Origin of the sequence: Paenibacillus sp. HWE-109 (assembly GCF_022163125.1) — a bacterium.
Lineage (GTDB): Bacteria > Bacillota > Bacilli > Paenibacillales > NBRC-103111 > Paenibacillus_E.
The window spans coordinates 3,775,021-3,799,439 of sequence record NZ_CP091881.1 but is presented as its reverse complement, the minus strand read 5'-3'; the positions used below and the strand labels follow the sequence as shown (position 1 = coordinate 3,799,439).

Sequence of the window (24,419 nt, the reverse complement as noted above, 5' to 3'; positions counted from 1 at the left end):
CCTTGTGCAAATATACGGTTTGATGTATATTTATACATGAATCCACAAGCGATAGAGCGGTAAAGCCGCGAGGACGCTAGCGTGGGTTTTATGCATTTTTGTAACGATTGGTGGGATAACCGTGAATTCATCAACGACTGTATCCGTAAGAAAAGCTTCAATCCGTGATATTGAGAAGCTTTATGATATTATACAAGGCTATGCCAAGCAGGGAATCATGCTGCCGCGTACCAGAGAGATGCTGGAGGATCAGATCGATACCTTCGTTGTCGCTGAATACGACGGTCTCTTGATAGGCTGCGGTTCCTTGACAAGGCTTGGACCTGATCTAGTCGAGATTCGCTCGCTGGGCATGACTCCAGGGTACAAAGGTCAAGGAATTGGCGGCAAGCTTGTTAATTTTCTGGTCGAAGAGGCCAGAAGCCAAGGGATCAAGAAAGTGATGGCGCTGACGTACGAGGTCGCCTTCTTCCAAAAAAACGGCTTTACCCTAGTGCCAAAAGAGATTTTTCCCGAGAAGGTTTGGAAAGATTGCATGCATTGCAAAAAACAGTATTGCTGCGACGAAATCGCCGTACTTAAACGTTTGGATTGACTTGACAACAGACCTTAGGGTCTGTTATTTTTGTATTAGGATTTAGCACTCACTAAATACGAGTGCTAACGAAAGTGAGAAACAGCGATTGTGAAGAGGAGGGGTACTTGTGCTGACAGAACGCCAGCGTATGATTTTAAGTGCTATCATTGATGATTATGTTCGTTCAGCTGAACCGATCGGTTCACGAAGTATTTCAAAGCGGGGGAATGTTGGATTCAGTCCGGCTACCATTCGTAATGAAATGTCCGATCTCGAAGAGATGGGTTACCTGGAGCAGCCCCATACGTCCGCAGGCCGTATACCCTCGCACAAAGGTTATCGCTATTACGTCGATCACTTGATGCAGCACGGCGCTTTGCATGAGAATGATTTGGACTCTATGAAGGGCGCATTTGCGGAACGGATTCAAGAGATGGAAGGTGTCATCCAGCATGTTGCCGGTATGCTCTCCAGTCTTACGAATTACACATCCATCGTGCTTGGTCCCGAGGTGTTCAGTACGACGCTGAAGCATCTGCAGATTATCCCGCTTTCGGACACGACGGCAGTGGCGATTATTGTCATGAATACGGGACATGTCGAAAATAAGACGGTCACGATTCCGGAAGGCATTAAAATGTCGGAAATTGAAAAGGTCGTTAACATTTTAAATGCAAGACTTAAGAATGTGCCGCTGATTCAGTTCAAGTCCAGACTTTACAATGAGATTTCCGAGGAATTAAGCAAGTATGTGAATGGGTATCAAGAACTGCTTTCGGTCGTTGAAAGTGTGTTGCAAAGCGATGAGAAGGATCGGGTGTTCCTGAGCGGGATGACGAATATGTTGACTCAGCCGGAATTTAAGGATGTGGAGAAGGTTAAGAGCATTTTTGACCTCTTCGAAGAAGCACCGACTCTGATCAAGTTGTTTACACCATCAAATGAAGGCATTGAGATTAAAATTGGTGCTGAAAATAGTATTGAAGCAATTAGTAATTGCAGCTTAATAACAGCTTCCTATTCGATCAGCGGGCAGCCGCTCGGGACGATTGGAATTCTAGGGCCAACACGAATGGAATATGGCAGGGTTATTAATTTAATGGAGCACTTGTCCAAGCATCTCGAGGTCGTACTCGGACGTTGGTATGGCAAATGAGCGTGAACAAGGCGGTTCACAGTGAAGGTGAAGAGCGTTATTCCACGCTTGTGAATAATGCGGCGGCTGTAAGAGCAATTTGCTCTGCCGTTGAAGGAACATTAGGCCCCAAAGGACTCGATACGATGCTCGTAGGCGGCCAGGGCGAAGTGATTATTACCAATGATGGAGTGACCATCTTGGAGAAAATGGATGTTACTCATCCTGCTGCGCGGCTGATGATTCAGGTAGCTCGCAGCCAGCAACGCCAAATTGGCGATGGCACGACGACAGCAACGGTACTTGCCGGAGCGTTGGTGCAGGAAGGCGTAGCTCAGGTCACACGAGGCGTACCTGTCGCGAAGGTTGTAAGCGGGATGCTGCAAGGGATCGAGTTGGCTGTGACAAGTTTGCAAGGGCGCAGCCGCGCCATTGCAGGCCTGGATGACAGCGCCCTGAAGCGGATTGCAATTACGGCAGGCAGAGAGCAGGCGGATATCGCCGGTCTCATCATTCAAGCTGCCGAAGCGGTCGGCGAGCCGAAGCTTCGCGAAGAAGGCTATCGCTTCGCGGACAGCGTGCTCGCCCACGAAGCGGCGAGCAGTGAGGTGTGGACCGGCATTCTGCTGAATCAGAAGCCGATGAACTTGCATCTCGAAGATGAGGCGCGCCGAGATCTGCGCATTCTCGTGCTGCATGATGCTCTGGAGCCTGAGGCTGTCAGCGAGGAATCGCTGGTCACCGAGGCAGGCTTCCAGCGCTACATGCAGCTGCGAGAGCAGTTCCGCAGCAGCTTCAGCATGCTGCTTGAACTTGGCGTCGGACTGATTGCCAGCGACCGCGGTGTTGACCCGGAGGCGGAGCAGTTCTGCTCCGACCATGGCATTCTCGTGCTGCAGCGGCTGTCCCGCCGGGACTTGCAGCTGCTGAGCGAGCACACCGGCGCTAGGCCGGTGCGGCGCACCGCGCTGCGCAAGAGCGCGCCGGAGCTTGGCGCCGCGCTCGGGCACGCCGGCTACGCCGCGTACGACGAGCGCCTCGAGCGCGTGCGCGTCGCGGGGGGCCGAGGCGATCAGCACGTGACCGTGATCGTCGGCGCCGCGACACGCGAAGCGGCGCATGAACGTTCGCGCATCGCGAAGGACGCAGCCTCGGCCGTGCAAGCTGCCGTGCGCGGCGGGTACTTGCCCGGGGGCGGCGCTGCCGAGATGGCCGTCGCCCATGATCTGGACCGCGCCCGCGAGACGATGAAGGGCATGGAAGGCTTCGGTGTTGCCGCTGTCGCGGGAGCTCTGCGCAAGCCATTGGCTCAGATTGTTGTGAACGCAGGCTACAATCCGCTGGAGAAGGTCGAGGAGCTGAAGGCGGCTCAGCTAGCGCTGGAAACGGACAGTCTCGGCATTGACTGCGATACCGGGCAAGTGACAGATTTCGTCCAAGTCGGTATTGTAGATCCCGCTGACGTTAAGATTCACGCATTGCAAGCAGCTGGGGAAGTTGCTGCTGCTGTCCTGCGTATTCATACAGTAATCAAGATGAAACAGCCTTTTGAAGAGGCCTAAAGCTGGGCAAACTGACGTTAGAGCGAATATATTGTATTATGTTTAGGAGGTGAAGGACAATTGAGTACAGGAAATAACAAAACAGAAGAGCAAGATGTGAACACTACATACGCAGCTGAAGGCGAGCAAGCCGCAGATCAGCAAGAAGCGGCAAGTCAAGATTCGCAAGGCGAGGTTTCGGAAGAAGCCAAAGAAGTTAGCGAATTGGAAACAGCGCGTATGCAAGCAGAAGAAAACTATCAGCGTTTATTGCGCGTTCAAGCGGACTTCGACAACTTCCGCCGCCGCGCAAGAGCGGAGAAGGAAGATTTCGCGAAATACGCTTCGCTTAAATTGATTGAACAGCTTTTACCGATTGTGGATAACTTCGATCGCGCGCTGTCTTCAAGCAAAGAGACGAAGGATTTCGATGCGCTGGTGAAAGGTTTGGATATGACTTACCGCGGTATCGATCAACTGCTTACAGCAGAAGGGCTTAAACCGATTGAATCCGTTGGTCACCCGTTCAACCCGGAATATCATCAAGCGGTTATGCAAGTTGAATCCGACGAACACGAAGAAGGTATCGTTGTTGAGGAATTGCAAAAGGGATATATTCTCAAAGATAAAGTCATCCGCCCAGCAATGGTTAAGGTAAGTGTGTAAGGATCTTATTAATCTAAAATTCCAATAAACCAATATGTTCCCCAGGAGCAAAAGGAGGCAGCTTTAACATGAGTAAAGTAATTGGTATTGACTTAGGTACAACAAATTCTTGCGTTGCCGTAATGGAAGGCGGCGAAGCCGTCGTAATTCCGAACCCGGAAGGTAATCGTACAACCCCTTCTGTCGTTGGTTTCAAAAAAGATGGCGAGCGCGTTGTCGGTGAAACAGCCAAACGTCAAGCGATCACAAATCCAGATAAAACAATTAGCTCCATCAAGCGTCACATTGGTACGAACCACAAAGAAAACATTGATGGCAAAGATTACACGCCACAAGAGATTTCTGCGATCATCCTGCAAAAGCTGAAAGCTGATGCTGAAGCTTACCTTGGCCAAACAGTTACGCAAGCCGTTATCACGGTTCCAGCTTATTTCAATGACAGCCAACGTCAAGCAACCAAAGATGCTGGTAAAATTGCCGGTCTGGAAGTTCTTCGTATTGTCAATGAGCCGACAGCAGCAGCGCTTGCTTACGGTTTGGAGAAAACAGAAGACCAAACAATTCTTGTTTATGACCTTGGTGGCGGTACATTCGACGTATCCATCCTTGAACTTGGCGATGGCTTCTTCGAAGTTAAAGCGACAAGCGGAGACAACAAACTAGGAGGAGACGATTTTGACCAAGTCATCATCGATTACCTCGTAGCTGAATTCAAAAAAGAACAAGGCATTGACCTTAGCAAAGATAAGGCAGCTGTACAACGTTTGAAAGATGCTGCGGAAAAAGCGAAAAAAGAACTTTCCGGTGTTCTGACAACGACGGTTTCCCTGCCGTTCATTACTGTAGCTGACGGCGTTCCTCAGCATTTGGAGCTTAATCTGACTCGCGCGAAATTCGAAGAGATTTCCGCTGGACTTGTAGAAAGAACTCTTGGACCAACTCGCCAAGCGTTGACGGATTCCGGCTTGTCCACAAGCCAAATCGACAAAGTTGTTCTTGTTGGTGGATCCACACGTATTCCGGCTGTTGTTGAAGCGATCAAAAAATTGATCGGCAAAGAGCCGCACAAAGGCGTTAACCCGGATGAAGTTGTTGCCCTTGGTGCAGCTGTTCAAGCGGGTGTATTAACAGGTGAAGTGAAAGACGTTGTTCTTCTTGACGTAACGCCACTTTCCCTTGGTATCGAAACTGCAGGCGGCGTATTCACGAAAATGATCGACCGCAACACAACTATTCCTACAACCAAATCACAAGTGTACTCCACTTATGCAGATAACCAAACAAGCGTTGAGATTCACGTGCTTCAAGGTGAGCGCTCCATGGCTAGCGGCAACAAAACACTGGGCCGTTTCATGCTTGGTGATATTCCTCCGGCTCCACGCGGCGTACCGCAAATCGAAGTTAGCTTCGATATCGATGCCAACGGTATCGTTAACGTATCCGCTTTGGATAAAGGAACTGGCAAAAGCCAAAAAATCACGATCACTTCTTCTAGCGGTTTGAGCGATGCAGAAGTCGAGCAAATGGTGAAAGACGCAGAAGCGCATGCCGAGGAAGACCGCGTTCGCAAAGAGCTTGTAGAAGCTCGCAACGAAGCTGACCAACTCGTGTACTCTGTTGACAAAACGATCAAAGATCTTGGCGATAAAGTAGACCAAGGCGAGATCGACAAAGCGAATGCAGCCAAAGAGAAAGTGACAGCAGCACTGGCTGGCAACGAACTCGAAACGATCAAAAAAGCGACAGAAGAGTTGACAGAAGTCATTCAACAACTTTCCGTGAAGCTGTATGAGCAAGCGTCTGCAGCGCAAGGTCCTGATGGTGATGCTGGCGGAAACGATGCTCCTAAAGGCAGAGAAAATGTTGTTGACGCTGACTACGAAGTAGTTGACGATCAAAAGAAATAAACATATCCTAACTTAATAGGAAGTGTAACAAGCTGACTAGTCAAAGCCGTCCGGAACTGTTCCGTGGCTTTGACTTTCCGTTTGTAGTCTTGAACATGGGAGTGGAACAATGAGTAAACGTGATTATTATGAGGTCCTTGGTTTAGGCAAGGATGCTTCGCCAGATGATATCAAGAAGGCTTATCGTAAAATGGCGCGTCAATATCACCCTGACGTGAACAAAGCCGCGGATGCGGAAGATAAATTCAAAGAAGCGAAAGACGCTTATGATGTACTCAGCGATGATCAGAAGAAAGCCCAATACGACCGCTTTGGTCACGTAGATCCGAATCAGGGCATGGGTGGTCAAGATTTCGGCGGCGGTTTTGGCGATATTTTTGATATGTTCTTCGGTGGCGGCGGCGGTGGAAACCGTCGTAACCCGAATGCTCCACAACGTGGGAACGACTTGCAATACACGATGACCATTGAGTTCAAGGAAGCAATTTTCGGGAAAGAAACCGATATTCATATTCCTCGCACAGAAAATTGTGATACGTGCAGCGGAAGCGGCGCTAAGCCAGGCACGAAACCGGAAACTTGCGGAACATGTCATGGCAGCGGTCAGCAAGAAGTCGTACAGAACACAGCTTTTGGCCGTATCGTCAACCGTCGTGTTTGTTCGACATGTAACGGTCAAGGGAAAATCATCAAAGAGAAATGCGGAACGTGTCATGGCGCCGGTAAGGTGAAGAAACAACGGACCATTCACATCAAGATTCCAGCAGGCGTCGATGATGGTGCTCAACTTCGTGTATCTGGCGAAGGGGAAGGCGGTACGCGCGGAGGCCCGGCAGGTGATCTCTACGTTGTTATTCGCGTGAAATCGCATGAGTTCTTCGAACGTGAAGGAAACGATGTGTACTGCGAAGTTCCATTAACGTTTATGCAGGCAGCGCTAGGTGATGAGATCGAGATCCCTACGCTGACAGAGAAAGTGAAACTCAAAATTCCTGCGGGCACACAAACCGACACCTATTTCCGCTTGAAAGGGAAAGGCGTGCCTCATCTTCGCGGATTCGGCCAAGGGGATCAGCACGTCAAAGTGATCGTGATGACGCCTACGAATCTAAGCGATGAGCAGAAGGATCTGCTTCGTCAATTTGGGAAGCAGAGCGGCGAGCATACCCATGAGCAAAATCAATCGATTTTTGAACGTATGAAAAGAGCCTTCTTAGGCGATTAATTAAATAAGGTTCCTTCTGAGCACTCCGCTATAAGCATGTACAGATTCTCATCTGTATGTGCCTAAGCGGGGTGTTTTTTTTTGATATAGAGCCCCCCTAGCCAAGCAGGCACCAGTCCTATGACGGAGAATGCGTCATGTTCAGTGTTCAGCTACCATGATAAAACAAGACTTCTTTGCTGCGGTGGTTTTCGGTCTCAAAAAGCATCTAATGAATTGTAGGATGCTTAAAGACGAGAAAATGGCCGCTTTGGCGATTTAATGAACTGAATTGGCGTTATCGAGCAGATTTTAGGCGGAAAGGTGATCGTTTGCTTGAAATAGCGCAACTGGGATTCATTAGATTTTCAGAATGAGCGATTTTGGTCGAATAAAGGGTATTGAGTTCGTAAGGGGGCTTGAGCTTGCCTCAAGGTTCATTGACTTGGTGCCTAGCCGCAGGCTAAGTGTTTTTTTTGTTTTTTTATTTTAACATTCCGCAAATAAACGTCGAAATATTTTACATAGCGTAGATGTTCCTATGACTTTCTCTTAATCTCTGAGGCTTATGCTAGTTAAGGTGAAATACTATTTTTGGAGGGAATACATTTTGAAGAAAAGTCTAAAACAAATCGTGGGTTCCGGTTTATCTGTTTCATTACTGGCTCTAAGTGTTGCAGGCGCAGCATCAGCTGCTGAGACCACTACAACGGCAACAACGCCTACAACGCCAGCAGCACAATCCAAAAATTTAATTGTTCTCATCGGCGACGGCATGGGCCCTGCTGAAGTAACGGCAGCCAGATATTATTCCAAAAAGTTTTTAAATAAAGATCGACTAGAGCTTGATGGCGGCTATTACGTCGGCAAAGCAACTACATATTCGCAAGCAGGTCCGTATACATCAGAATCAGGAGCTGTAACTGACTCAGCAGCAGCTGGAACTGCTTTCTCGACAGGCAATAAAACCTATAATAACGCAATCAGCGTATCCAATGGAGAAGTAGCTAAACCATTTGCTTCCGTCATTGAAGCGGCTATGAAGCAAGGCAAAGCTACAGGACTTGTGACAACAGACAGCATTGTTGGCGCAACACCAGCGGTATGGGCTTCACATGTTCGTCAACGCAGCAACCAGAACGCGATCGCAAGCCAATACCTGACGAGCGGTGTAAATGTCTTGTTCGGTGGCGGTAAAGTCAATTTCGTAACCAAGGATGAAAAGGGCAAACGGACAGACAAGAACCTCATTCCTGATTTTGAGGCCAAAGGATTCAAAACCGCTTATGATAAAAATGGATTGGATGCTATCCCGGCTACAGCAGGCAATGCTCTTGGACTTTTTGCAATGAACGAAATTCCTTATGTGCTTGATCGTGATGCAAGTACGCCAAGCTTACCGCAATTATCCCAAAAAGCGCTTGAACTTTTATCCCAAAATAAGAATGGTTTCGTCTTGCTGGTAGAGCAAGGCCGGATCGACCACGCAGGTCATGCGAACGATCTTCCGTCTAACATCCAAGAATTGTTGGAGCTCGACGCTACGTTCAAAACACTCGTTGATTTCGCGAAAAAAGACGGCAATACGTCTGTTGTCGTAACAGCGGACCATGAAACGGGCGGATTGTCCCTGGGGATTAACAATGTGTACGAGTTGAACGTGGATCTGTTCAACAAACAGAAACATTCTTACGAGTATTTGGATGGTATCCTAAAAACAGCGCAAACGGCTGATGATGTTCGTAAAATTGTCGCTGACAACATTGGTTTCACCGATTTGTCCGACGAGGAAATTGCTTTGATTTTGAAAGGTGACGGTTCTTCATATGGGCGTTCCGGCGGTTATAACGCGGTAATTTCCAAACGTCTTGCTGTAGGTTGGACAGGACATGGTCATACTGGTGTTGACGTAGGCGTATGGGCTTACGGTCCGATTGCTTCCCTAGTCAAAGGGGATATCGACAATACGGATGTTGCCAAAAGTGGAGCTAAAGTAATTGGCGCTGACTTGGCAGCTGCAACGAAAGAGCTGCAAGACAAATACTTGTACCCTCTTTTCAAAGTTACCCGCGATAATAAAACATTGTTCACAGCGAAATCCTTGGCTGAGGCTTTGGATATCAAAGTAACATGGGATGAAGCAACGAAATCCGTTGTTTTGGCAAAAGACAGCCAAAAATTAACGGTGCTTGTGGAAACAGGCGCAATTACCGACAATGGAGCTGCTAGCGCGTTGGTTGGCAATGTCGACAACGGCAAGCTTTACTTGCCGCTGGATGCTTTCACGAAATTGACTGGCAAAAGCTTGACTTGGGATGCGGTTAACGAGCGTATCGTTAAAAACTAAAAAGCCAGAGGAACAGCATGGACAGGGGATTATAATGCCCTTGTCCTCTTTTCCTTTTTAAGACAGTTGATGTTGGAGGACCATTATGATTGCAATTAAGGGTGTTACTAAATCGTTTGCGATGCATGGCAAAAGCTTGCCGATTCTGAGCGTTTCGGATTGGCAGGTTGAACAGGGTGAGCGAATAGCGCTCACAGGACCTAGTGGAAGTGGGAAGAGCACACTTCTGCATTTACTTAGCGGCGTAATGACGCCTGATCAGGGTGAAATTTGGGTACACGGTTTGCCAATACACCAATTATCGGAAAGCAAGCGAGATCGCTACAGAGCGGAGCATGTCGGTTATATTTTTCAAGATTTCCATCTTATTGCGTCGCTGACAGCAAGGCAGAATGTGGAACTTATTGTGCCGCACAATTGGACGAAAAAGCAGGCTAAAGTTCAAGTGGATGACTGGTTTGAACGCGTCGGCTTGCAAGATCGCCAGCATCATCGCCCTGCGGAATTGTCACGCGGTCAACAGCAACGCGCGGCGATCATACGCGCTATTATAGCTAAGCCGCAGCTGATTTTGGCGGATGAGCCAACGGGCAGCTTGGATTGGGAAACAGCAGGAGACATCATGTCTTTGCTGCTGGAGATATGTGAAGCGGAGAAGCTCACTTTGCTGACGGTTACACATGATTTGCATTTAGCTGATATGTACCCTAAACGGGTTCATATTCAAGAGATTAATGAACTGCCAAGGAGAGAAGCGGGATGAACTTAATTTCTTTATTGTGGCGTAATGTGCTTCATCGCAAAACGCTCTCCCTCCTTACGGTTATGTCGGTTGCTGTCACAGTCGCCTTGGTTGTTTTTCTGCTGCTCTGCAGCGACGGTATCGAGAAAGGCGCCGAGAAAGGGTATGGTCCCTTTGAAGTGACGATTGGCGCCAAAGGCAGCGCCACGCAGCTTGCACTGAATACCTATTATCATATCGGCGCTCCGACAGGAAATGTGCCTTTTAGTTTGCTGGACGAGGTTCGTAAAGATGCGGCAGTCGATAAGGCTTTTGCGATGACAACTGGCGATAATTACAATGGTTTTCCGATAGTCGGCATGGAAGTCGATTATTTCTTAACTCGGTATGGGACCGATAAACATATGGCGAAAGGCAAATTGTATGAGAAACTTGGCGATACGATCGTCGGTTCTCACGTAGCCAGTGAATTGGGGCTTCATGTGGGTGATAAATTTCAAGGCGCGCATGGTTTGGTCAAAGGTGCAGTAGATGACGATGGAGATCATCATGAGGGGGAAGAGGAGGAAGCTGATCATCATCATCAGTTTACATATACCATCGTCGGTATTTTGCCGCCACTGCTTACCTCAGATGATCGGGCAATCTTTACGACACTGGATTATGCTTGGGCGGTTCATGAGAATCAGCAGTCGGCTGCAAAGGAAATTACAACTATTCTGGTTAAGCCCAAAACCTTGCTAGGGGCGCAATCGGTTAAAACCAAATTTGGACAAATGAACAATGTCCAAGCGATTTATACAAGCAAGGCTGTAGCCGATGTTGTCAATGTGGTAGACAAAGGCACGCAAGCGCTTAGTGTTGTGACAGTTATTTGCATATTCCTGGCAGCTGGTTCAATTCTGCTCTCCCTAATTGCCGCCGTCAATGAGCGGAAGAAGGATGTAGGATTACTACGGCTTATTGGCAAATCCAAAAGTTATGTGTGGTTTTCATTGATAGGCGAAGGTGTTCTTCTCACCTTCATTGGTCTTATAGGCGGGTTAGTCATAGGCCATGCTGGCGGATATTTGAGCCGTGAAGCTGTGTTTGAGTATTCAGGCTTGCAAATCCAGAGCTGGCATTACATGCCTGGCGAGGGCTGGCTGGTCTTAGGCACATTGTTGATTGGTGTTTTGGCTTCCATCGGTCCTGCTTTGCAGGCTTATCGCGTGGACCCCTTGCAATTATTTAAATCTTGAGGTGAACCAGATGAGAAAAAAGTTATCGATCGCAGGACTGAGCCTTCTCATGGGCGTTGTCATCATAACCGGCTGTGGTCAAAAGAAAACGGAGATGGCTGGCCAGTCCTTTGGCAGCGTCTCCCATACGGGAACCGTGTCAGCCGAGCCTTCTGTCAGTCCTAGCCCTATGGCTGTTTCAGAAGCATCGCCTTCACCGTCGCTTTCACCGTCGCCGTCCCCATCTCCAGCACCGAAGACGGAAGTTGAAACAGTAGCGACGCCAACTCCAGCAGCTAAAATAGCGGATAAGCCTCAACCTGAGCCGCTTTCGTCGAAAGCGCCCAAGGAGGCAGTTAGGGAAGCTGTACTAGCAACAGAGGCGCCGAAGCAGGAATCCAAGCTTAACGATGAGAAGCCGCAAAGTGACAAACCGCTGAGTGACAAGCAGAAGCCGGCAATCTCATCCAATTTGATTCATTGGGACCAATTCTTCGATGACGATAAGCAGGATAAGCCGTCCAATGCATTCTGGGATAAAAGTGGGAAAACCGTGCAGATCAAAGGGTTTATGGGGGAAGTGCTGTCATTCGATAAGCACTGGTTCCTGCTTATTCCGCAGCCGGGCGCGGAATGTCCTTTTGATAATGGGGATGAAACCTACTGGAATAAAATCATGATCGTTTTCGTTCCGGATTCGGTGAAGCTTCGCTATACTTCTGGGCCGCTGCTTATTACAGGGAAATTGGATGTTGGCATTAAGCTGGATGAATCAGGCTATAAAACGATGTTCCGCCTCTACGATGCCTCCTTTGAGAAGATCAAGGAATAATCGCAGACTGGAATAGGTATAAAAAGCATTGTTTATCGCAAACTAAAAACTGGATTTTACTATAGAAGGTTTTTTAGGAGGGAAAGCAATGAGCAACGTTAACGAGCAGCAAGAGCAGCAAAGTCAACTGCCTGTAGTTAAAAATGAAGATGTTGAATTCGCGGCAGAGTCGGCTGATCAGGATGATTTCGAAGCGGCTGAACGCGCCCAAGCGGCAGATCACAGACAGGAAGACAACTAAGATGGCGGAGAAAGCGATTCTCGCGTATTTTCACTCCCCGGAGCAGGCCCATGGTGCGGCAGCCAAGCTGAAAGCGTTAAGAGCGGAAGATGTGCAAGTGGATCGTTTTACTAATGATATCGGCCATGGATTGGAATCGGCGATGGCCGATAGCATGCTGAGCGACAAAGGGGATTTGGGTGCAGTTGGACTTGATATCATCCTTGCGGCAGTGATTGATGACAGCGTGTATGAACAAGCAGTACGTGTCATAGAGAGCGCTGGCGGCACGATATAAAGAGCTTATTACAGCAGCGAATACGAAAAACAAAGGAGCTAAGCCACTTGTATGTGTGCTTTGCTCCTTTGTTTTTTGGCAACTTGGAACTCTCTCAGTTATGCTCGTTCATAATTTGAACAAGCTGATCCGGTGAGTTGGTAATGATGCTTGACACTCCGAGAGTCAACATTTGTCTCATCATGGATTTGTCATTCACCGTCCAGACGTAGACTTCCTTATTATGCTGAGAAGCCTGTTTCATGAACTCTTCATTAACCATGGGGTAGGCAGCGGAAACGACATCATAGTCTTGGTTTGTCCAAAGCGTGTCCGGTTCTGATTTTTGACTTACGATGAGCCCTGTTTTAATCTGCGGGTTGAGCTTTTTGACCGTGTGGAGCAAATTAACATCAAAGGACGTGACGGTGCACTGTTTCACAAATCCATGATTCTGTATGATGGCGACGGTTTTCTCGGCAAGCTGCTTGCCGTGACCATTATTTTTCATTTCAATATTCAGTTTGATATAGTCTTGTGCGATCTCGATCACTTCATCTAAAGTAGGGACGCGTTCGTCCTTAAATTTGGCGTTGTACCATGATCCGGCATTTGCAGTTTTAAGTTCATCGGATGCAGCTTCCCACATATTTTTATTAAGGCCAGTGGTGCGCAGGGCGTTGTCATCATGCATGACCATAACGGCGCCGTCGGCTGTTTCTTGGACATCGAGCTCCGCATACCCAGCCTTGTCAAGGATGGCTTGTCGAAACGCGCTTAATGTATTTTCAGGCATGTGAGCCGAACTGCCTCGATGTGCCGTGACCTGGCTGTAATTGTCAGCGTGCAAGGTTGTCGTTGTGAAGGGAGCGACGAGTTCGAAGGAAAGAATGACAAGGAAGACAAGGAGCGTTCGGATCATAGTAAAACTCCATTCTGGATTGATGTAGGACTTGCTCATAACAGCTAGGAATGACTACTTTTTTAAATTATCACGAAGTTATTAAGAAGGTGTTAGGTTTTCAAAAATAGTTTATAGCGCTTTCAAAAGGGCGGCTATTTTACCCATGAAGCGAAGTGTAGTACAATAAACATTGTGAAAATAGCCCTCTAGGGCTTTTTTTAGGCAAAGGTGATAACCGACAGGAGGAGCACGAGGAATGCTTTGGCAAGAAGTAACTGTACATACGACAGAAGAAGCAATAGAAATGATTACGAATTTTGTTCATGAATTGGGTGCCGGGGGCGTATCGATTGAGGAATCAGGTACGTTAAATAAAGAGAGAGACACCTCTTTTGGCCAATTGTACGAGACGCCGTTTAACGATATTCCGGAAGGAAGAGCCGTGATTAAAGGTTATTTCTACCATGGTATAGATATGGAACCGATTATGGCTGATCTGAAGGCGTCCGTAGCACAGTTGACCGAGTTCGATATTGATACGGGCAATCCGACTTTTGAACTGCGAGAAGTAGATGATGAAGATTGGGCGCACGCGTGGAAACAATACTTCAAACCCATTCGGGTAACCGATCGTTTGACGATCAAGCCGACATGGGAGGATTACACAGCTTCGCCTGGTGAGTTGATTTTGGAACTTGATCCTGGGATGGCGTTCGGTACGGGGACTCATGCGACAACGTCACTGTGTCTAAAAACATTAGAGCAAGTTATGAAGCCTGGGGACGATGTCATTGATGTTGGAACCGGATCAGGCATACTGTCCATCGCAGCTGCGAAGTTAGGCGCGAAACACGTGCTGGCTGTGGATTTGGATCCTGTCGCTGTTACAAGCGCGCTGGATAATACCAAACAGAACGAACTGGAAGACAAAATTACGGTAAAATTGAGTGATTTGCTAGGCGTATTGAAAGAAAGTGAAACCGAAGATGCGGCTCAGCTTGGTGTTGCCATTCCAGTGCAACTGGTTGTGGCTAATATTCTGGCGGAAGTGATCGTGCTTTTCGTGGATGATGTGTATGAAGTGCTGGAACAAGGCGGGTATTACATCACGTCAGGAATTATTACCAATAAGGAAGCAGATGTAGAAAAAGCGCTGACTGCAGCTAAATTCACAATTGTAGAGAAAAACTATGATTCGAATTGGGTTGTGATCGTAGCTAGAAAGCTGTAGGTGCCACGCTATGGGCGGATTATTATTTTATGATTGGAGTACACTGCCGTTTGTCATTCTTGTTCTCGTGATTTCCTTTACGGTTCATGAGTTTGCGCATGCTTACAGTGCTTACAAGTTAGGAGATTCCACTGCATACCAGTTTGGAAGAGTTTCCTTGAATCCGATGGTTCACTTGGATTTGTTCGGAACGATCATGCTGTTAATTGCTGGATTTGGTTGGGCGAAGCCTGTTCCTGTCAATCGCGGGAATTTCAAAAATCCTCGTTTGATGGGGATTATCGTAACGGCAGCAGGACCGATAAGCAACTTGATTTTGGCATTTATCACGATATTTGTTGCAGTTTTGCTACAAAAATATGGTTGGCTGGAAGGCATATCCAGTGGCAGTTTGAAAGCGATTATTCTTTTTTTGCAACTGATGTTAAGCATTAATATCACCTTGTTTCTGTTTAACTTGATTCCAATTCCGCCATTAGACGGCTATCGGATTATTCAAGATTTAGTCGATCTGAGATATAGTGAATCCTTGCAAAAGTTCGAACAGTGGGCATCCGTTATTTTTCTTCTGGTTGTGTTTGTAAGACCTCTGCGACAAGTGACGCTGGATCCCTATTTAAGCTTAGGTTCAGATATTATTCGTTTATTATCAATGCCCATTAATTGGATTCTAGGTATGTAAGCTCACAATAAACCAAGGTAGATTTTCATGACCAAAAAAGGTATGATGGTGAGTGGAACTTTCCATTAATCACAGACATGAACGTAGATAGAGAGGCTTTAACTATGCAGCGATATTTTCTCCCGCCTGAGCAGTTTCATCTGACAACACAGACCGTCACCATCGAGGGCGACGACGCCCATCATTTGGCGAGAGTCATGCGCGCAGAAATCGGCGACAAAGTCATATGCAGCAATGGTGTGGACCGTGAGGTGCTTGTGCGTATTGCGGAGCTGGACAAAGGACGTGTCACCGCAGAAATCGTGGAAGAGCTGACGATGGACGCGGAAGCGGCCGTTCAGGTGTGGATTGCGCAGAGCTTGCCGAAAGGCGACAAAATGGAAGTGATTATTCAAAAAGGGACCGAGATCGGGGCAGCCCGGTTTCTTCCTTTTTTATCAGATCGAACGATTGTACAGTATGATGCCAAGAAAGAAGCCAAGCGTTCGGAACGTTGGCAAAAAATTGCCAAGGAAGCTGCCGAACAAGCGCATCGGAATCGCGTTCCGCAAGTCGAGTCGGTGCATTCATGGAAGCAGCTGCTGCAGCGGGCGAAGGAAGCCGATGTGGCTTGGATTTGTTACGAGAAAGAAGATGGACAGCAACTAAGGCCGGCCATTCAACAGGCGCTAGCCCAAGGCAAATTGGGAGCAGGACAACAAGTCGTGATCGCAGTAGGGCCGGAAGGCGGATTTACCGAACAGGAAATCGTGCAAGCTGAAGAGGCGGGATTTCAATCGGTGTCGCTGGGATCACGTATTTTACGCACGGAGACTGCTGCAATGGTAGGGCTTACGTGTCTTTTCTATGAAACCGGAGAGATGGGAGGATAAGCGTTATGGCAACGGTAGCGTTTCATACACTAGGATGCAAAGTAAATTTCTATGATACAGAGGCCATTTGGCAGTTATTCAAAAATGAGGGTTATGAGCAGGTTGACTTCGAACAGACCGCGGATGTGTATGTCGTTAACACATGTACCGTTACAAATACAGGTGACAAGAAGAGCAGACAGATGATTCGTCGGGCAATTCGCCGGAATCCGGAAGCGATTGTTGCGGTAACTGGCTGTTATGCACAGACGTCACCTGCGGAAATTATGGCGATTCCGGGCGTAGATATGGTCATTGGGACACAGGATCGCGAGAAAATTCTTCCTTTGATCAAGCAATTCGAGCAGGATCGTCAGCCGATTAATGCGGTTCGCAATATCATGAAAACACGTCAGTTTGAGGAATTGGATGTACCTGATTTCGCAGATCGGACGAGGGCGTTTCTGAAAATTCAAGAAGGCTGCAACAATTTCTGCACCTTCTGCATTATTCCATGGTCGCGGGGTCTGATGCGCAGCCGTGAGCCTCAAAGCGTCATAGCGCAAGCTAGACAGTTAGTGGCGGCAGGATATCAGGAGATCGTCCTGACGGGTATCCATACAGGCGGTTATGGCGAAGATATTGAGGATTACAGCTTGGCGAAGCTGCTTTGGGATCTGGATAAAGTCGAAGGATTGAAACGAATTCGAATTTCGTCCATCGAAGCCAGCCAAATTACAGATGAAGTCATTGAAGTTTTGAAGTCGTCGGACAAAATGTGCCGTCATCTCCATATCCCGCTGCAAGCAGGGGACGATCAAGTTCTGGCTCGTATGCGCAGAAAGTATACAACGGCTGAATTTGCCGGGAAAATTGAGCGTCTGCACGAAATTATGCCGGATGTTGCGATTACAACAGACGTCATTGTCGGGTTCCCTGGCGAGACAGAGGAAATGTTCCGCGAGGGCTTAGCTTTCATGGAACGTATGAAATTCTCTGAGATGCATGTATTCCCTTATTCCAAGCGGACAGGCACACCTGCTGCTCGTATGGAAGATCAAGTTGATGAAGAGATCAAGAATGCTCGCGTTCATGAGTTGATTGATCTTTCAGAGAAGATGCAGTTGGCTTATGCGCAGAAGTTCGTGGGTGACGTGCTGGAAGTTATCCCAGAACGTGCTTACAAAGGTGCTCCTGACAGTGGTTTATTCAGCGGATATTCGGATAACTATGTTCAGCTAGTATTCGAAGGTTCTGAAGACATGATCGGTCAAGTATGCAGAGTGAAAGTTACAGAAGCCGGCGTTAATGAAAGCAAGGGGCAGTTGGTTCGCGTGATGGAAACAGCTGCAGTTGTTAATTTATAAAATATTTTCAGCGATAAAACCTACCTCTAAGCGTGGTCGCTCATTCCCGAATGACTACGATAGAGGTTTTCTACTTGAAGGATGACCCTAATCAAACCAATATACGTAAAGAGGTGCTTTTCCATGGCTACATTAAGCGCAAAGGAAATTGCAAAATATATTGATCATACGTTGTTAAAACCGGATGCAAGTACAGCTGCCATTCATACATTGTGCGAGGAAGCTGCGCAGCATCAATTTTTTAGCGTTTGTGTAAATTCACAGTTCGTTGCGACAGCGGCCAAAGCGCTCGAAGGCACAGGAGTGAAAGTTGCTGCTGTCGTTGGATTTCCGCTTGGCGCAAGCTTAAGTGAAGTGAAAGCTTACGAAGCGGCCAAGGCTGTGGAGCAAGGTGCTGCTGAAATCGATACGGTATTGCCGATCGGATTGCTTCTTGAAGGCGACTTCGAGGCTGTTCGATCCGATATTCAGCAAGTGGTTGAAGCCGTTAAAGGCAAAGCGATCGTGAAAGTTATTATGGAAACCGGATTCTTGAATGACGAGCAAAAAAGGGCGGCTTGCCGTCTTTCCGAAGAAGCAGGCGCTCATTTCGTGAAAACGTCGACGGGCTTTGGTCCAGGCGGAGCGACAGTGGAAGACGTTCGCTTGATGCGTAACAACGTATCCGATACGATTGGTGTCAAAGCATCCGGTGGCGTCAGAGATTTGCAAACTGCTATCGCGATGATCGAAGCCGGTGCAACAAGATTAGGAACCAGCTCCGGTGTAGCTATTGTGAACGGAACTCAAGGCGCTTCCACATATTAAGATAACAGAGCGGCAGGGCTAGCAAAGAGCAAGCGACATTGAAGATCGTTTGAGATCTGGCGATTTGTTCGGACGGATCATTGGCGAGCAGGGCTGAAAGGCTGACCAGTTGGTGGATGAACGGGTAGAAGAGCACTGCGCCTCCGACATTCAGGAGGATATGCGACCAGGCGACGTATCGTCCGGCGCGTGAACTGCTCATCCCGGCGATCAGCGCCGTTACACAGGTGCCTACATTGGCACCGATGGTAATGGCAACGCCAAGTTCGACGGGGATGCCTTGCACCGCGGCGAGGCCCATAGCCATCGCAATGACCGCAGCGCTGCTGTGGACTAGCGCGGTGACCGCAGCGCCGGCGATGATGCCCCACAGCAGACTGGTTTGCGCTTCCTGCACGAACCAGGCGAAGAGCCCGCGGGACTGCAGCGCAGGCCCGATGGTTTGCATGATCTCGATGCCGAGCAGCACGAGAGCAAAGCCAGAGACCGCCAGCGATCCGTAGCGGATGCTGCGCAAAGGTCCTTGCGTCGCAGAAGGGCGCAAGGGTCCGGCAAGCCAGCTGGCGAGCCAGACGCCAGCACTTGCGAGCAGGATCGGCACGCCGATGCCTCCGAGGCTGAGTCCGATCAGCTCGGTGGTGAGGCACGTGCCGATGTTCGTGCCGAGAATGACGCCGAGCGTTCTCGGGAAGGTCAGGACGCCAGCGCCGACGAGGCCGATGGCTATTACGGTAATGGCGGTGCTGCTCTGCAGCGCCGCCGTGAGCACGGTGCCCGTGGCGAGGCCGCGCACCGGCGTACGGGTAAATCGCTCCAGCCACAGCTGGAGGCGTGGGCCTGCCCAGGATTGAAGCGCGCTTTCCATCAGCTTCATTCCAAAAAGAAACAAAGCTAAGCCTGTTAACACAGGCACGATAATCGTATTTAACATCGTAGAGGTCTCCTTCGTGGGCGAACTACTTTTTTCAACCAATATATGTGACCGTACAGACAAGCATGACAAGCAAGCTAGCGAGAGTGAACGGGTTCACGCAAAGGACGGCTAAGATCACCATGGCAGCAGTATTTCTATTTAAAAAACGCAAACCCCGTTTGGAGCAAGGTCATCCCTGGGTGTACAAAAGTGAAATCGAACGCGTGGACGGAGAAATTGAGCCTGGGCAACTTGTCCCGGTTCAAACGCATCAAGGGCAATATTTGGCAACTGGTTATTTTAACGAGGCATCGCAAATTACAGTTCGAATCGTCTCTTATAAACCACTTGAAGCGATGACAACTGAGTTTTTCGTGGAGAGATTCACTCGCTGCTATCAGCATCGCTCCCGGTTCGTGAAAGGCGCGCAGTCGTATCGATTGGTGTATGGGGAAGCGGACTTTTTGCCGGGACTGATCGTTGATAAATTCGAGGATACCCTGGTTGTTCAGATTCTGACGATGGGGATGGATCGCTGCAGAGAGCAGATCGTTAATGCTTTAATTCAAGTCATGAATCCTAAAGGCATCTATGAGCGCAGCGACGTGCCGATCCGTGAGCTTGAAGGGCTGAAACAGATCAAGGGTTTACTTTATGGCGAGTGCTCCAAGCATGTGGATATTTGGGAGAACGGCCTGCGTATTCGTGTCGATATCGAAGAAGGTCAGAAAACCGGCTATTTCTTTGATCAAAGAGAGAATCGGGCAGCAATAGCTCCTTTGATGACAGGATGGGGCCATCGCAGTGGGATCGCCCTGCAAGACATCGAGGAAAATGGCACTAAACAGACACTTCCGGTTAACGCCAATGGCAAAGTCGTTACATTCCAGCATTGGGATGGCGCGTCCGTCTTGGAATGCTTCTCCCATACGGGAAGCTTCACGCTCAATGCCTGTAAATTCGGCGCGAAAAAAGTGACGTGCTTGGATATCTCTGAGCATGCCATCGAAAGCGCGCGAACGAATGTGGCTCTGAATGGCTTTGAAGACCGCGTGGAGTTCGTGGTCGCCGATGCCTTTGAATATTTGCGCACACAGGTTAAAGGTCTAGATGAGCGCAAAGTTCGTGCGAACGCGGGCAGTGGCGCAGCCAAAGTGGACACATCAAAACCGGTGGCCGCAGGTGGCCGCACTTGGGATGTCGTCATCTTGGATCCACCGGCTTTCGCCAAAACGAAAAGCGCCGTCGAAGGCGCGTGCCGCGGCTACAAAGATATTAACTTGCACGGGATGAAGCTAGTGAATGAAGGCGGCTATCTGGTCACCGCCAGCTGCTCGTACCACATGCATCCAGAATTGTTTCTGGAGACGATTCATGCGGCTGCAACAGATGCAGGCAAACTTTTGCGCCTCATCGAATTCCGCGAAGCCGGTATGGATCATCCCCGTATTCTCGGTGTGGATGAGGGACATTATTTGAAATTCGCAATCTTTGAGGTGCGGAGCAAATAATCTCCCGATCCTGCTGAAAGTGGAACGACGATCCCTATGGAGCGGATCTGTAGCCGAATTTGTGCTATTGGTGGAGCTGGATAGAGGGTTGGGAGAGCGCATAGAGTAGGTGTACGGAAAAGTAGCTGATTAGATTGGACGGTGCGGCAGCACGTCCAGCTTAGAGGAACGACGATGCCGCGGAAGCTTTGTTTTGCATGGCTGCAACCGAAATAGAGGAACGACGATCCCTTAGGGGCGGATCTGTAGTCGAATTTGCTCTGTTGGTGGAGCTGGATAGAGGGTTGGGAGAGCGCATAGAGTAGGTGTACGGAAAAGTAGCTGATTAGATTGGACGGTGCGGCAGCACGTCCAGCTAAGAGGAACGACGCTCGAGTATCTCACGCAAATCGGCCGATTTCGAAGCCGGAAGAGTGAAATAAGAGTCTTTGAAGGCTTCTATCCGCGCCAAAAACGGGAGTTTGATCAGAATAAGAGCCTCCAGGGGCTCTTATTTGCCGTGTTGCACCCGAAAAGCCCGCCGGCTGCTCAGCGAAATAAGAGCCCTCAAAGGCTTCTATCCGCACCAAAAGCGGCAGTTTGATCAGAATAAGAGCCTCCAGGGGCTCTTATTTGCTGTGAAACACCCGAAAAGCCGGCTGCTCAGCGAAATAAGAGCCCTCAAAGGCTTCTATCCTATTAAGCCCCCTAATTAGATTGGAGAATACCACGGGAAATAAGGTACACTTTTTATTAGGGAGGCGAATACCGTGCAACAACGTAACAAGGTGTTTGAAGAAGTGCGTTTCAAGGTAGCTCAAGAAGCGCTTGGTGGAATTAAGACGGGTGTTCTTTCGCGAAGATATGATGTATCGCCAAAAACCATCCGTAACTGGGTAAAGGAATATCAAGAGACCTTTGGGGATGATGCGTTACCAACATTAGATGAACGTATGGCTGAATCCAAGCGCCTAGCTGAACTGGAAGAAAAATATGCTTGTGCGCTAAAAGCACTCGGAGAGAAAGAGTTGGAAAACAATATTCTGAGAGAACTTGTAAAAAAGTCCAGCCCTGCCTCGAAGATAAACTCAACATTGCCCAAACGTTCATCGAGCAGGGACATCCCATAACGACTGTACTGCGCCTAACTAATGTGGCTTCTTCGACCTACTACGACCGTCACAAAGTTATGCGTTCTTCGCTAAAGCGCCCTTCAGCACCTGGAAGGGGGCGTCCAGCCACACTTCACTCGAAGACGCATACGGGTCAAATCGTAAGCAATGCCCAGATTGAGGAATGGCTGTTAGAGCTAGTTTCGGGTGAGGAGCATAGTTATGGTTACGTTCTACTGACGGAGTGTTTGCGCGTTCAACATAGCCTTGTAATCAACAAAAAGAAAGTGTATCGGTTATGTCAGAAGCTCGGTATTTTAAATCCGCAGCGGCGCAAAAAGATTCATTATCCGAGACGTTTAGCCCGCAATCATACCATTAACGCGTCCAACCAACTATGGCAATTAGACATCAAATATGGGTACGTAGCAGGCTATGATCAATTCTTTTATCTCGCGGATATTATCGATGTATTTGATCGAAGCATCGTCGGCTATCATCTTGGATCCAGCTGCGAAGCTAAGCATGTTTGCCAAGCGGTTAAAGACGCTCTACGTTCACGCATAGCATCAGGTGCAAGCAAGCCGATTATTCGCACAGACAACGGTCCTCAGTTTATTAGCAAGGCTTTTGGAGACATGTGTGAGGATGAAACGATGATTCACGAGCGGATTCCACCCAAAACGCCCAATAAAAATGCCTATATCGAATCATTCCATGCCACATTAGAGCGTGACTTATTGAGGAAAGAAAGCTTTGAAACGTTTGAAGAAGCTTATCGAGCTATTCATACGTACATGGATTTTTATAATAATCGTCGCATGCATAGAAGCCTCGGTAAACGATCGCCAGCCGCATTTATGAGGTGGGTAGAAAAAGCATCGATGGATACGTCCAGCTATGTGCTCGCCATTTAACTAGCAAAAGAAGCCGACAGCGCTTCAAAAAACAAGCAATACGAAGATAACACCTTGTTGTACAACCGATTCTCCGGAATTAGGGGGCCTGACCGCTAGCGGCAGTTTGATCAGAATAAGAGCCTCCAGAGGCGCTTATTCGCATTACATCCATATCTATAAAATTATATGATCAATAAATTATATTTATTAAATTTAATTTATCGAACTGAGAAGAAACGCCAATTGGATGATTCAGCGCTAACCGACTATGATGAGAAAAAGAGAAATCTCTTCTCATCGAAAGGAAGGAAACGCGTATGGCTTCAGTAACCGGTTTGGAAGGTGTAATAGCAGCAGAAACAGAAATTTCCTTGGTGGATGGACAAAAAGGATATCTGGTCTATCGCGGGTATGAGGCGAAACAGTTGGCGCTTCAAGCGAGCTTTGAAGAAGCGGCTTATTTGCTATGGCAAGGGAAGCTCCCAACGCCGGAAGTACTTCAAATATTCAAAAAAAGGTGGAGCCCATTGCGTGTTATCCCTGAAACGCTGAAAGCAGTAGTGGATCTGCTTCCGCCTCAGAGTAATATGATGAGCGTACTGCGTACTGCAATTTCTGCTAAAGGGGCTGAACAGCATAAAGCGTGGCCCCCAAGTGAAGATGATGTTTTGGCTTACACGGCTATGCTGCCTACGCTGATCACTTATCATTACCGGAAATCGCTAGGTCTCGAGCCTGTCGACCCTCATCCCGATTTGGATCATGTAGCCAACTATTTGTATATGCTGACAGGTGCAGTCCCTCAACCAGCGCATGTGAAGGTACTGACGGCTTACTTTGTGTTGGCAATGGAGCATGGTATGAATGCTTCTACTTTTGCGGGACGAGTAGTTCTTTCTACACAGTCTGACCTTGCTTCAGCGCTCTGCGCCTCGATTGGCGCGATGAAAGGCCCGCTGCACGGAGGAGCCCCGTCTGAAGTGCTCGATATGCTGGATCAAATAAGCAGCAAAGATCGTGCTGTATCTTGGTTGACCGAAGAGTTGGCATCGGGTAAACGGCTTATGGGCTTCGGACATCGGATTTACAAAACAAACGACCCCAGAGCAGAAGCCTTGAGGCAAATCATGACGGAACTAGCTTCCGCAGATCCCTGGTTTGAGCTAGCTGTGCATGTTGAAAAGGTCGCTGTCGATCTCTTGGCTGAATATAAGCCTGGCAGAAAATTATATGTCAATGTGGAGTTCTATGCCGCAGCGGTGATGCGCGCTATATCTTTGCCGCCGAGTCTATTTACGCCAAGCTTTACGGTTAGCCGGATGGTTGGCTGGACGGCACATCTGCTGGAACAAGCAAGCTGTAATCGAATCTTTCGGCCGCAATCCGTGTATGTGGGTGAGCTGCCAACTACACTTTCATAAATTGTATTTGCAATAGATAGCTGCATGTCAACTCAATACACGGAGTTGGATGCAGCTTTTTGGTCTGCAAGCCC

Annotated in this window: 23 protein-coding genes; 21 read left to right on the top strand and 2 right to left on the bottom strand. The window is 48.3% G+C overall.

What is annotated here, in order from left to right:
- Positions 1–115: 115 nt before the first annotated feature.
- From LOZ80_RS16150 to LOZ80_RS16095, 12 genes are all read left to right on the top strand, one after another.
- Positions 116–595 carry an N-acetyltransferase gene (locus LOZ80_RS16150; RefSeq protein ID WP_443147068.1) on the top strand — a complete coding sequence of 160 codons (480 nt, stop codon included), beginning with the start codon at positions 116–118 and terminating at the stop codon, positions 593–595.
- A 109-nt stretch (positions 596–704) separates the two neighbouring features.
- Positions 705–1,733 (top strand): heat-inducible transcriptional repressor HrcA, encoded by a 1,029-nt coding sequence (gene hrcA / locus LOZ80_RS16145; RefSeq protein ID WP_238172337.1) that lies wholly within the window; start codon positions 705–707, stop codon positions 1,731–1,733.
- A complete protein-coding gene (locus tag LOZ80_RS16140) occupies positions 1,730–3,274 on the top strand; it encodes a TCP-1/cpn60 chaperonin family protein (protein WP_238172336.1) in 1,545 nt (514 codons plus the stop codon). Before hrcA ends, LOZ80_RS16140 begins: the two co-directional genes overlap by 4 nt.
- Before the next feature lie 60 nt (positions 3,275–3,334).
- Positions 3,335–3,919: a nucleotide exchange factor GrpE gene (gene grpE / locus LOZ80_RS16135; protein WP_238172335.1), complete on the top strand. Its 585-nt coding sequence runs from the start codon at positions 3,335–3,337 to the stop codon at positions 3,917–3,919.
- Positions 3,920–3,987: 68 nt separating this feature from the next.
- Entirely contained in the window at positions 3,988–5,826 is a 1,839-nt protein-coding gene (dnaK, locus tag LOZ80_RS16130; protein WP_238172334.1) for a molecular chaperone DnaK, read from the top strand.
- Positions 5,827–5,935: 109 nt separating this feature from the next.
- A complete protein-coding gene (dnaJ, locus tag LOZ80_RS16125) occupies positions 5,936–7,051 on the top strand; it encodes a molecular chaperone DnaJ (RefSeq protein ID WP_238172333.1) in 1,116 nt (371 codons plus the stop codon).
- Positions 7,052–7,640: 589 nt separating this feature from the next.
- Entirely contained in the window at positions 7,641–9,377 is a 1,737-nt protein-coding gene (locus LOZ80_RS16120) for an alkaline phosphatase (protein WP_238172332.1), read from the top strand.
- 85 nt (positions 9,378–9,462) lie between these two features.
- Entirely contained in the window at positions 9,463–10,140 is a 678-nt protein-coding gene (locus LOZ80_RS16115) for an ABC transporter ATP-binding protein (protein WP_238172331.1), read from the top strand.
- Positions 10,137–11,360, top strand: coding sequence for an ABC transporter permease (locus tag LOZ80_RS16110; RefSeq protein ID WP_238172330.1), 1,224 nt, complete (start codon positions 10,137–10,139; stop codon positions 11,358–11,360). Before LOZ80_RS16115 ends, LOZ80_RS16110 begins: the two co-directional genes overlap by 4 nt.
- A 10-nt stretch (positions 11,361–11,370) precedes the next feature.
- Positions 11,371–12,171 (top strand): hypothetical protein, encoded by an 801-nt coding sequence (locus LOZ80_RS16105; RefSeq protein WP_238172329.1) that lies wholly within the window; start codon positions 11,371–11,373, stop codon positions 12,169–12,171.
- Between the two features lie 88 nt (positions 12,172–12,259).
- Positions 12,260–12,412, top strand: a complete 153-nt coding sequence (locus tag LOZ80_RS16100; RefSeq protein ID WP_189006450.1) for a YfhD family protein — start codon at positions 12,260–12,262, stop codon at positions 12,410–12,412.
- A 1-nt stretch (position 12,413) separates the two neighbouring features.
- Positions 12,414–12,689 (top strand): hypothetical protein, encoded by a 276-nt coding sequence (locus LOZ80_RS16095; protein WP_189006449.1) that lies wholly within the window; start codon positions 12,414–12,416, stop codon positions 12,687–12,689.
- A 94-nt stretch (positions 12,690–12,783) separates the two neighbouring features.
- Here LOZ80_RS16095 and LOZ80_RS16090 read toward each other — a convergent pair whose 3' ends face one another.
- On the bottom strand, positions 12,784–13,590 hold the full coding sequence (locus tag LOZ80_RS16090; protein ID WP_238172328.1) for a glycerophosphodiester phosphodiesterase: 807 nt from the start codon (positions 13,588–13,590) through the stop codon (positions 12,784–12,786).
- Positions 13,591–13,828: 238 nt separating this feature from the next.
- Here LOZ80_RS16090 and prmA point away from each other — a divergent pair, with 238 nt between their 5' ends.
- The 5 genes from prmA to deoC all read left to right on the top strand — a co-directional run bounded on the left by prmA (position 13,829) and on the right by deoC (position 18,510).
- Positions 13,829–14,803: a 50S ribosomal protein L11 methyltransferase gene (gene prmA / locus LOZ80_RS16085; protein WP_238172327.1), complete on the top strand. Its 975-nt coding sequence runs from the start codon at positions 13,829–13,831 to the stop codon at positions 14,801–14,803.
- A gap of 10 nt (positions 14,804–14,813) precedes the next feature.
- Positions 14,814–15,485: a site-2 protease family protein gene (locus tag LOZ80_RS16080; protein WP_238172326.1), complete on the top strand. Its 672-nt coding sequence runs from the start codon at positions 14,814–14,816 to the stop codon at positions 15,483–15,485.
- A 104-nt stretch (positions 15,486–15,589) separates the two neighbouring features.
- Positions 15,590–16,357: a 16S rRNA (uracil(1498)-N(3))-methyltransferase gene (locus tag LOZ80_RS16075; RefSeq protein WP_238172325.1), complete on the top strand. Its 768-nt coding sequence runs from the start codon at positions 15,590–15,592 to the stop codon at positions 16,355–16,357.
- A 5-nt stretch (positions 16,358–16,362) separates the two neighbouring features.
- Entirely contained in the window at positions 16,363–17,703 is a 1,341-nt protein-coding gene (mtaB, locus tag LOZ80_RS16070; RefSeq protein ID WP_238172324.1) for a tRNA (N(6)-L-threonylcarbamoyladenosine(37)-C(2))-methylthiotransferase MtaB, read from the top strand.
- Positions 17,704–17,826: 123 nt separating this feature from the next.
- Positions 17,827–18,510 (top strand): deoxyribose-phosphate aldolase, encoded by a 684-nt coding sequence (gene deoC / locus LOZ80_RS16065; RefSeq protein WP_238172323.1) that lies wholly within the window; start codon positions 17,827–17,829, stop codon positions 18,508–18,510.
- On the opposite strand, the gene LOZ80_RS16060 is transcribed toward deoC, so the two are convergent.
- Complete coding sequence (locus LOZ80_RS16060; RefSeq protein WP_238172322.1) at positions 18,473–19,441, bottom strand: Na/Pi cotransporter family protein; 969 nt, start codon at positions 19,439–19,441, stop codon at positions 18,473–18,475. The two genes, deoC and LOZ80_RS16060, sit on opposite strands and share 38 nt — an antisense overlap.
- A gap of 122 nt (positions 19,442–19,563) precedes the next feature.
- Between LOZ80_RS16060 and LOZ80_RS16055 the strand changes: the two genes are divergently transcribed.
- The 4 genes from LOZ80_RS16055 (at position 19,564) to LOZ80_RS16040 (ending at position 24,345) form a co-directional block, all read left to right on the top strand.
- Positions 19,564–20,934, top strand: a complete 1,371-nt coding sequence (locus LOZ80_RS16055) for a class I SAM-dependent rRNA methyltransferase (protein ID WP_238172321.1) — start codon at positions 19,564–19,566, stop codon at positions 20,932–20,934.
- Between the two features lie 749 nt (positions 20,935–21,683).
- Positions 21,684–22,043 carry a transposase gene (locus tag LOZ80_RS16050; RefSeq protein ID WP_238167655.1) on the top strand — a complete coding sequence of 120 codons (360 nt, stop codon included), beginning with the start codon at positions 21,684–21,686 and terminating at the stop codon, positions 22,041–22,043.
- 23 nt (positions 22,044–22,066) lie between these two features.
- On the top strand, positions 22,067–22,942 hold the full coding sequence (locus tag LOZ80_RS16045) for an IS3 family transposase (protein WP_238168157.1): 876 nt from the start codon (positions 22,067–22,069) through the stop codon (positions 22,940–22,942).
- 299 nt (positions 22,943–23,241) lie between these two features.
- Complete coding sequence (locus tag LOZ80_RS16040) at positions 23,242–24,345, top strand: citrate synthase/methylcitrate synthase (protein WP_238172320.1); 1,104 nt, start codon at positions 23,242–23,244, stop codon at positions 24,343–24,345.
- Positions 24,346–24,419: the final 74 nt, after the last annotated feature.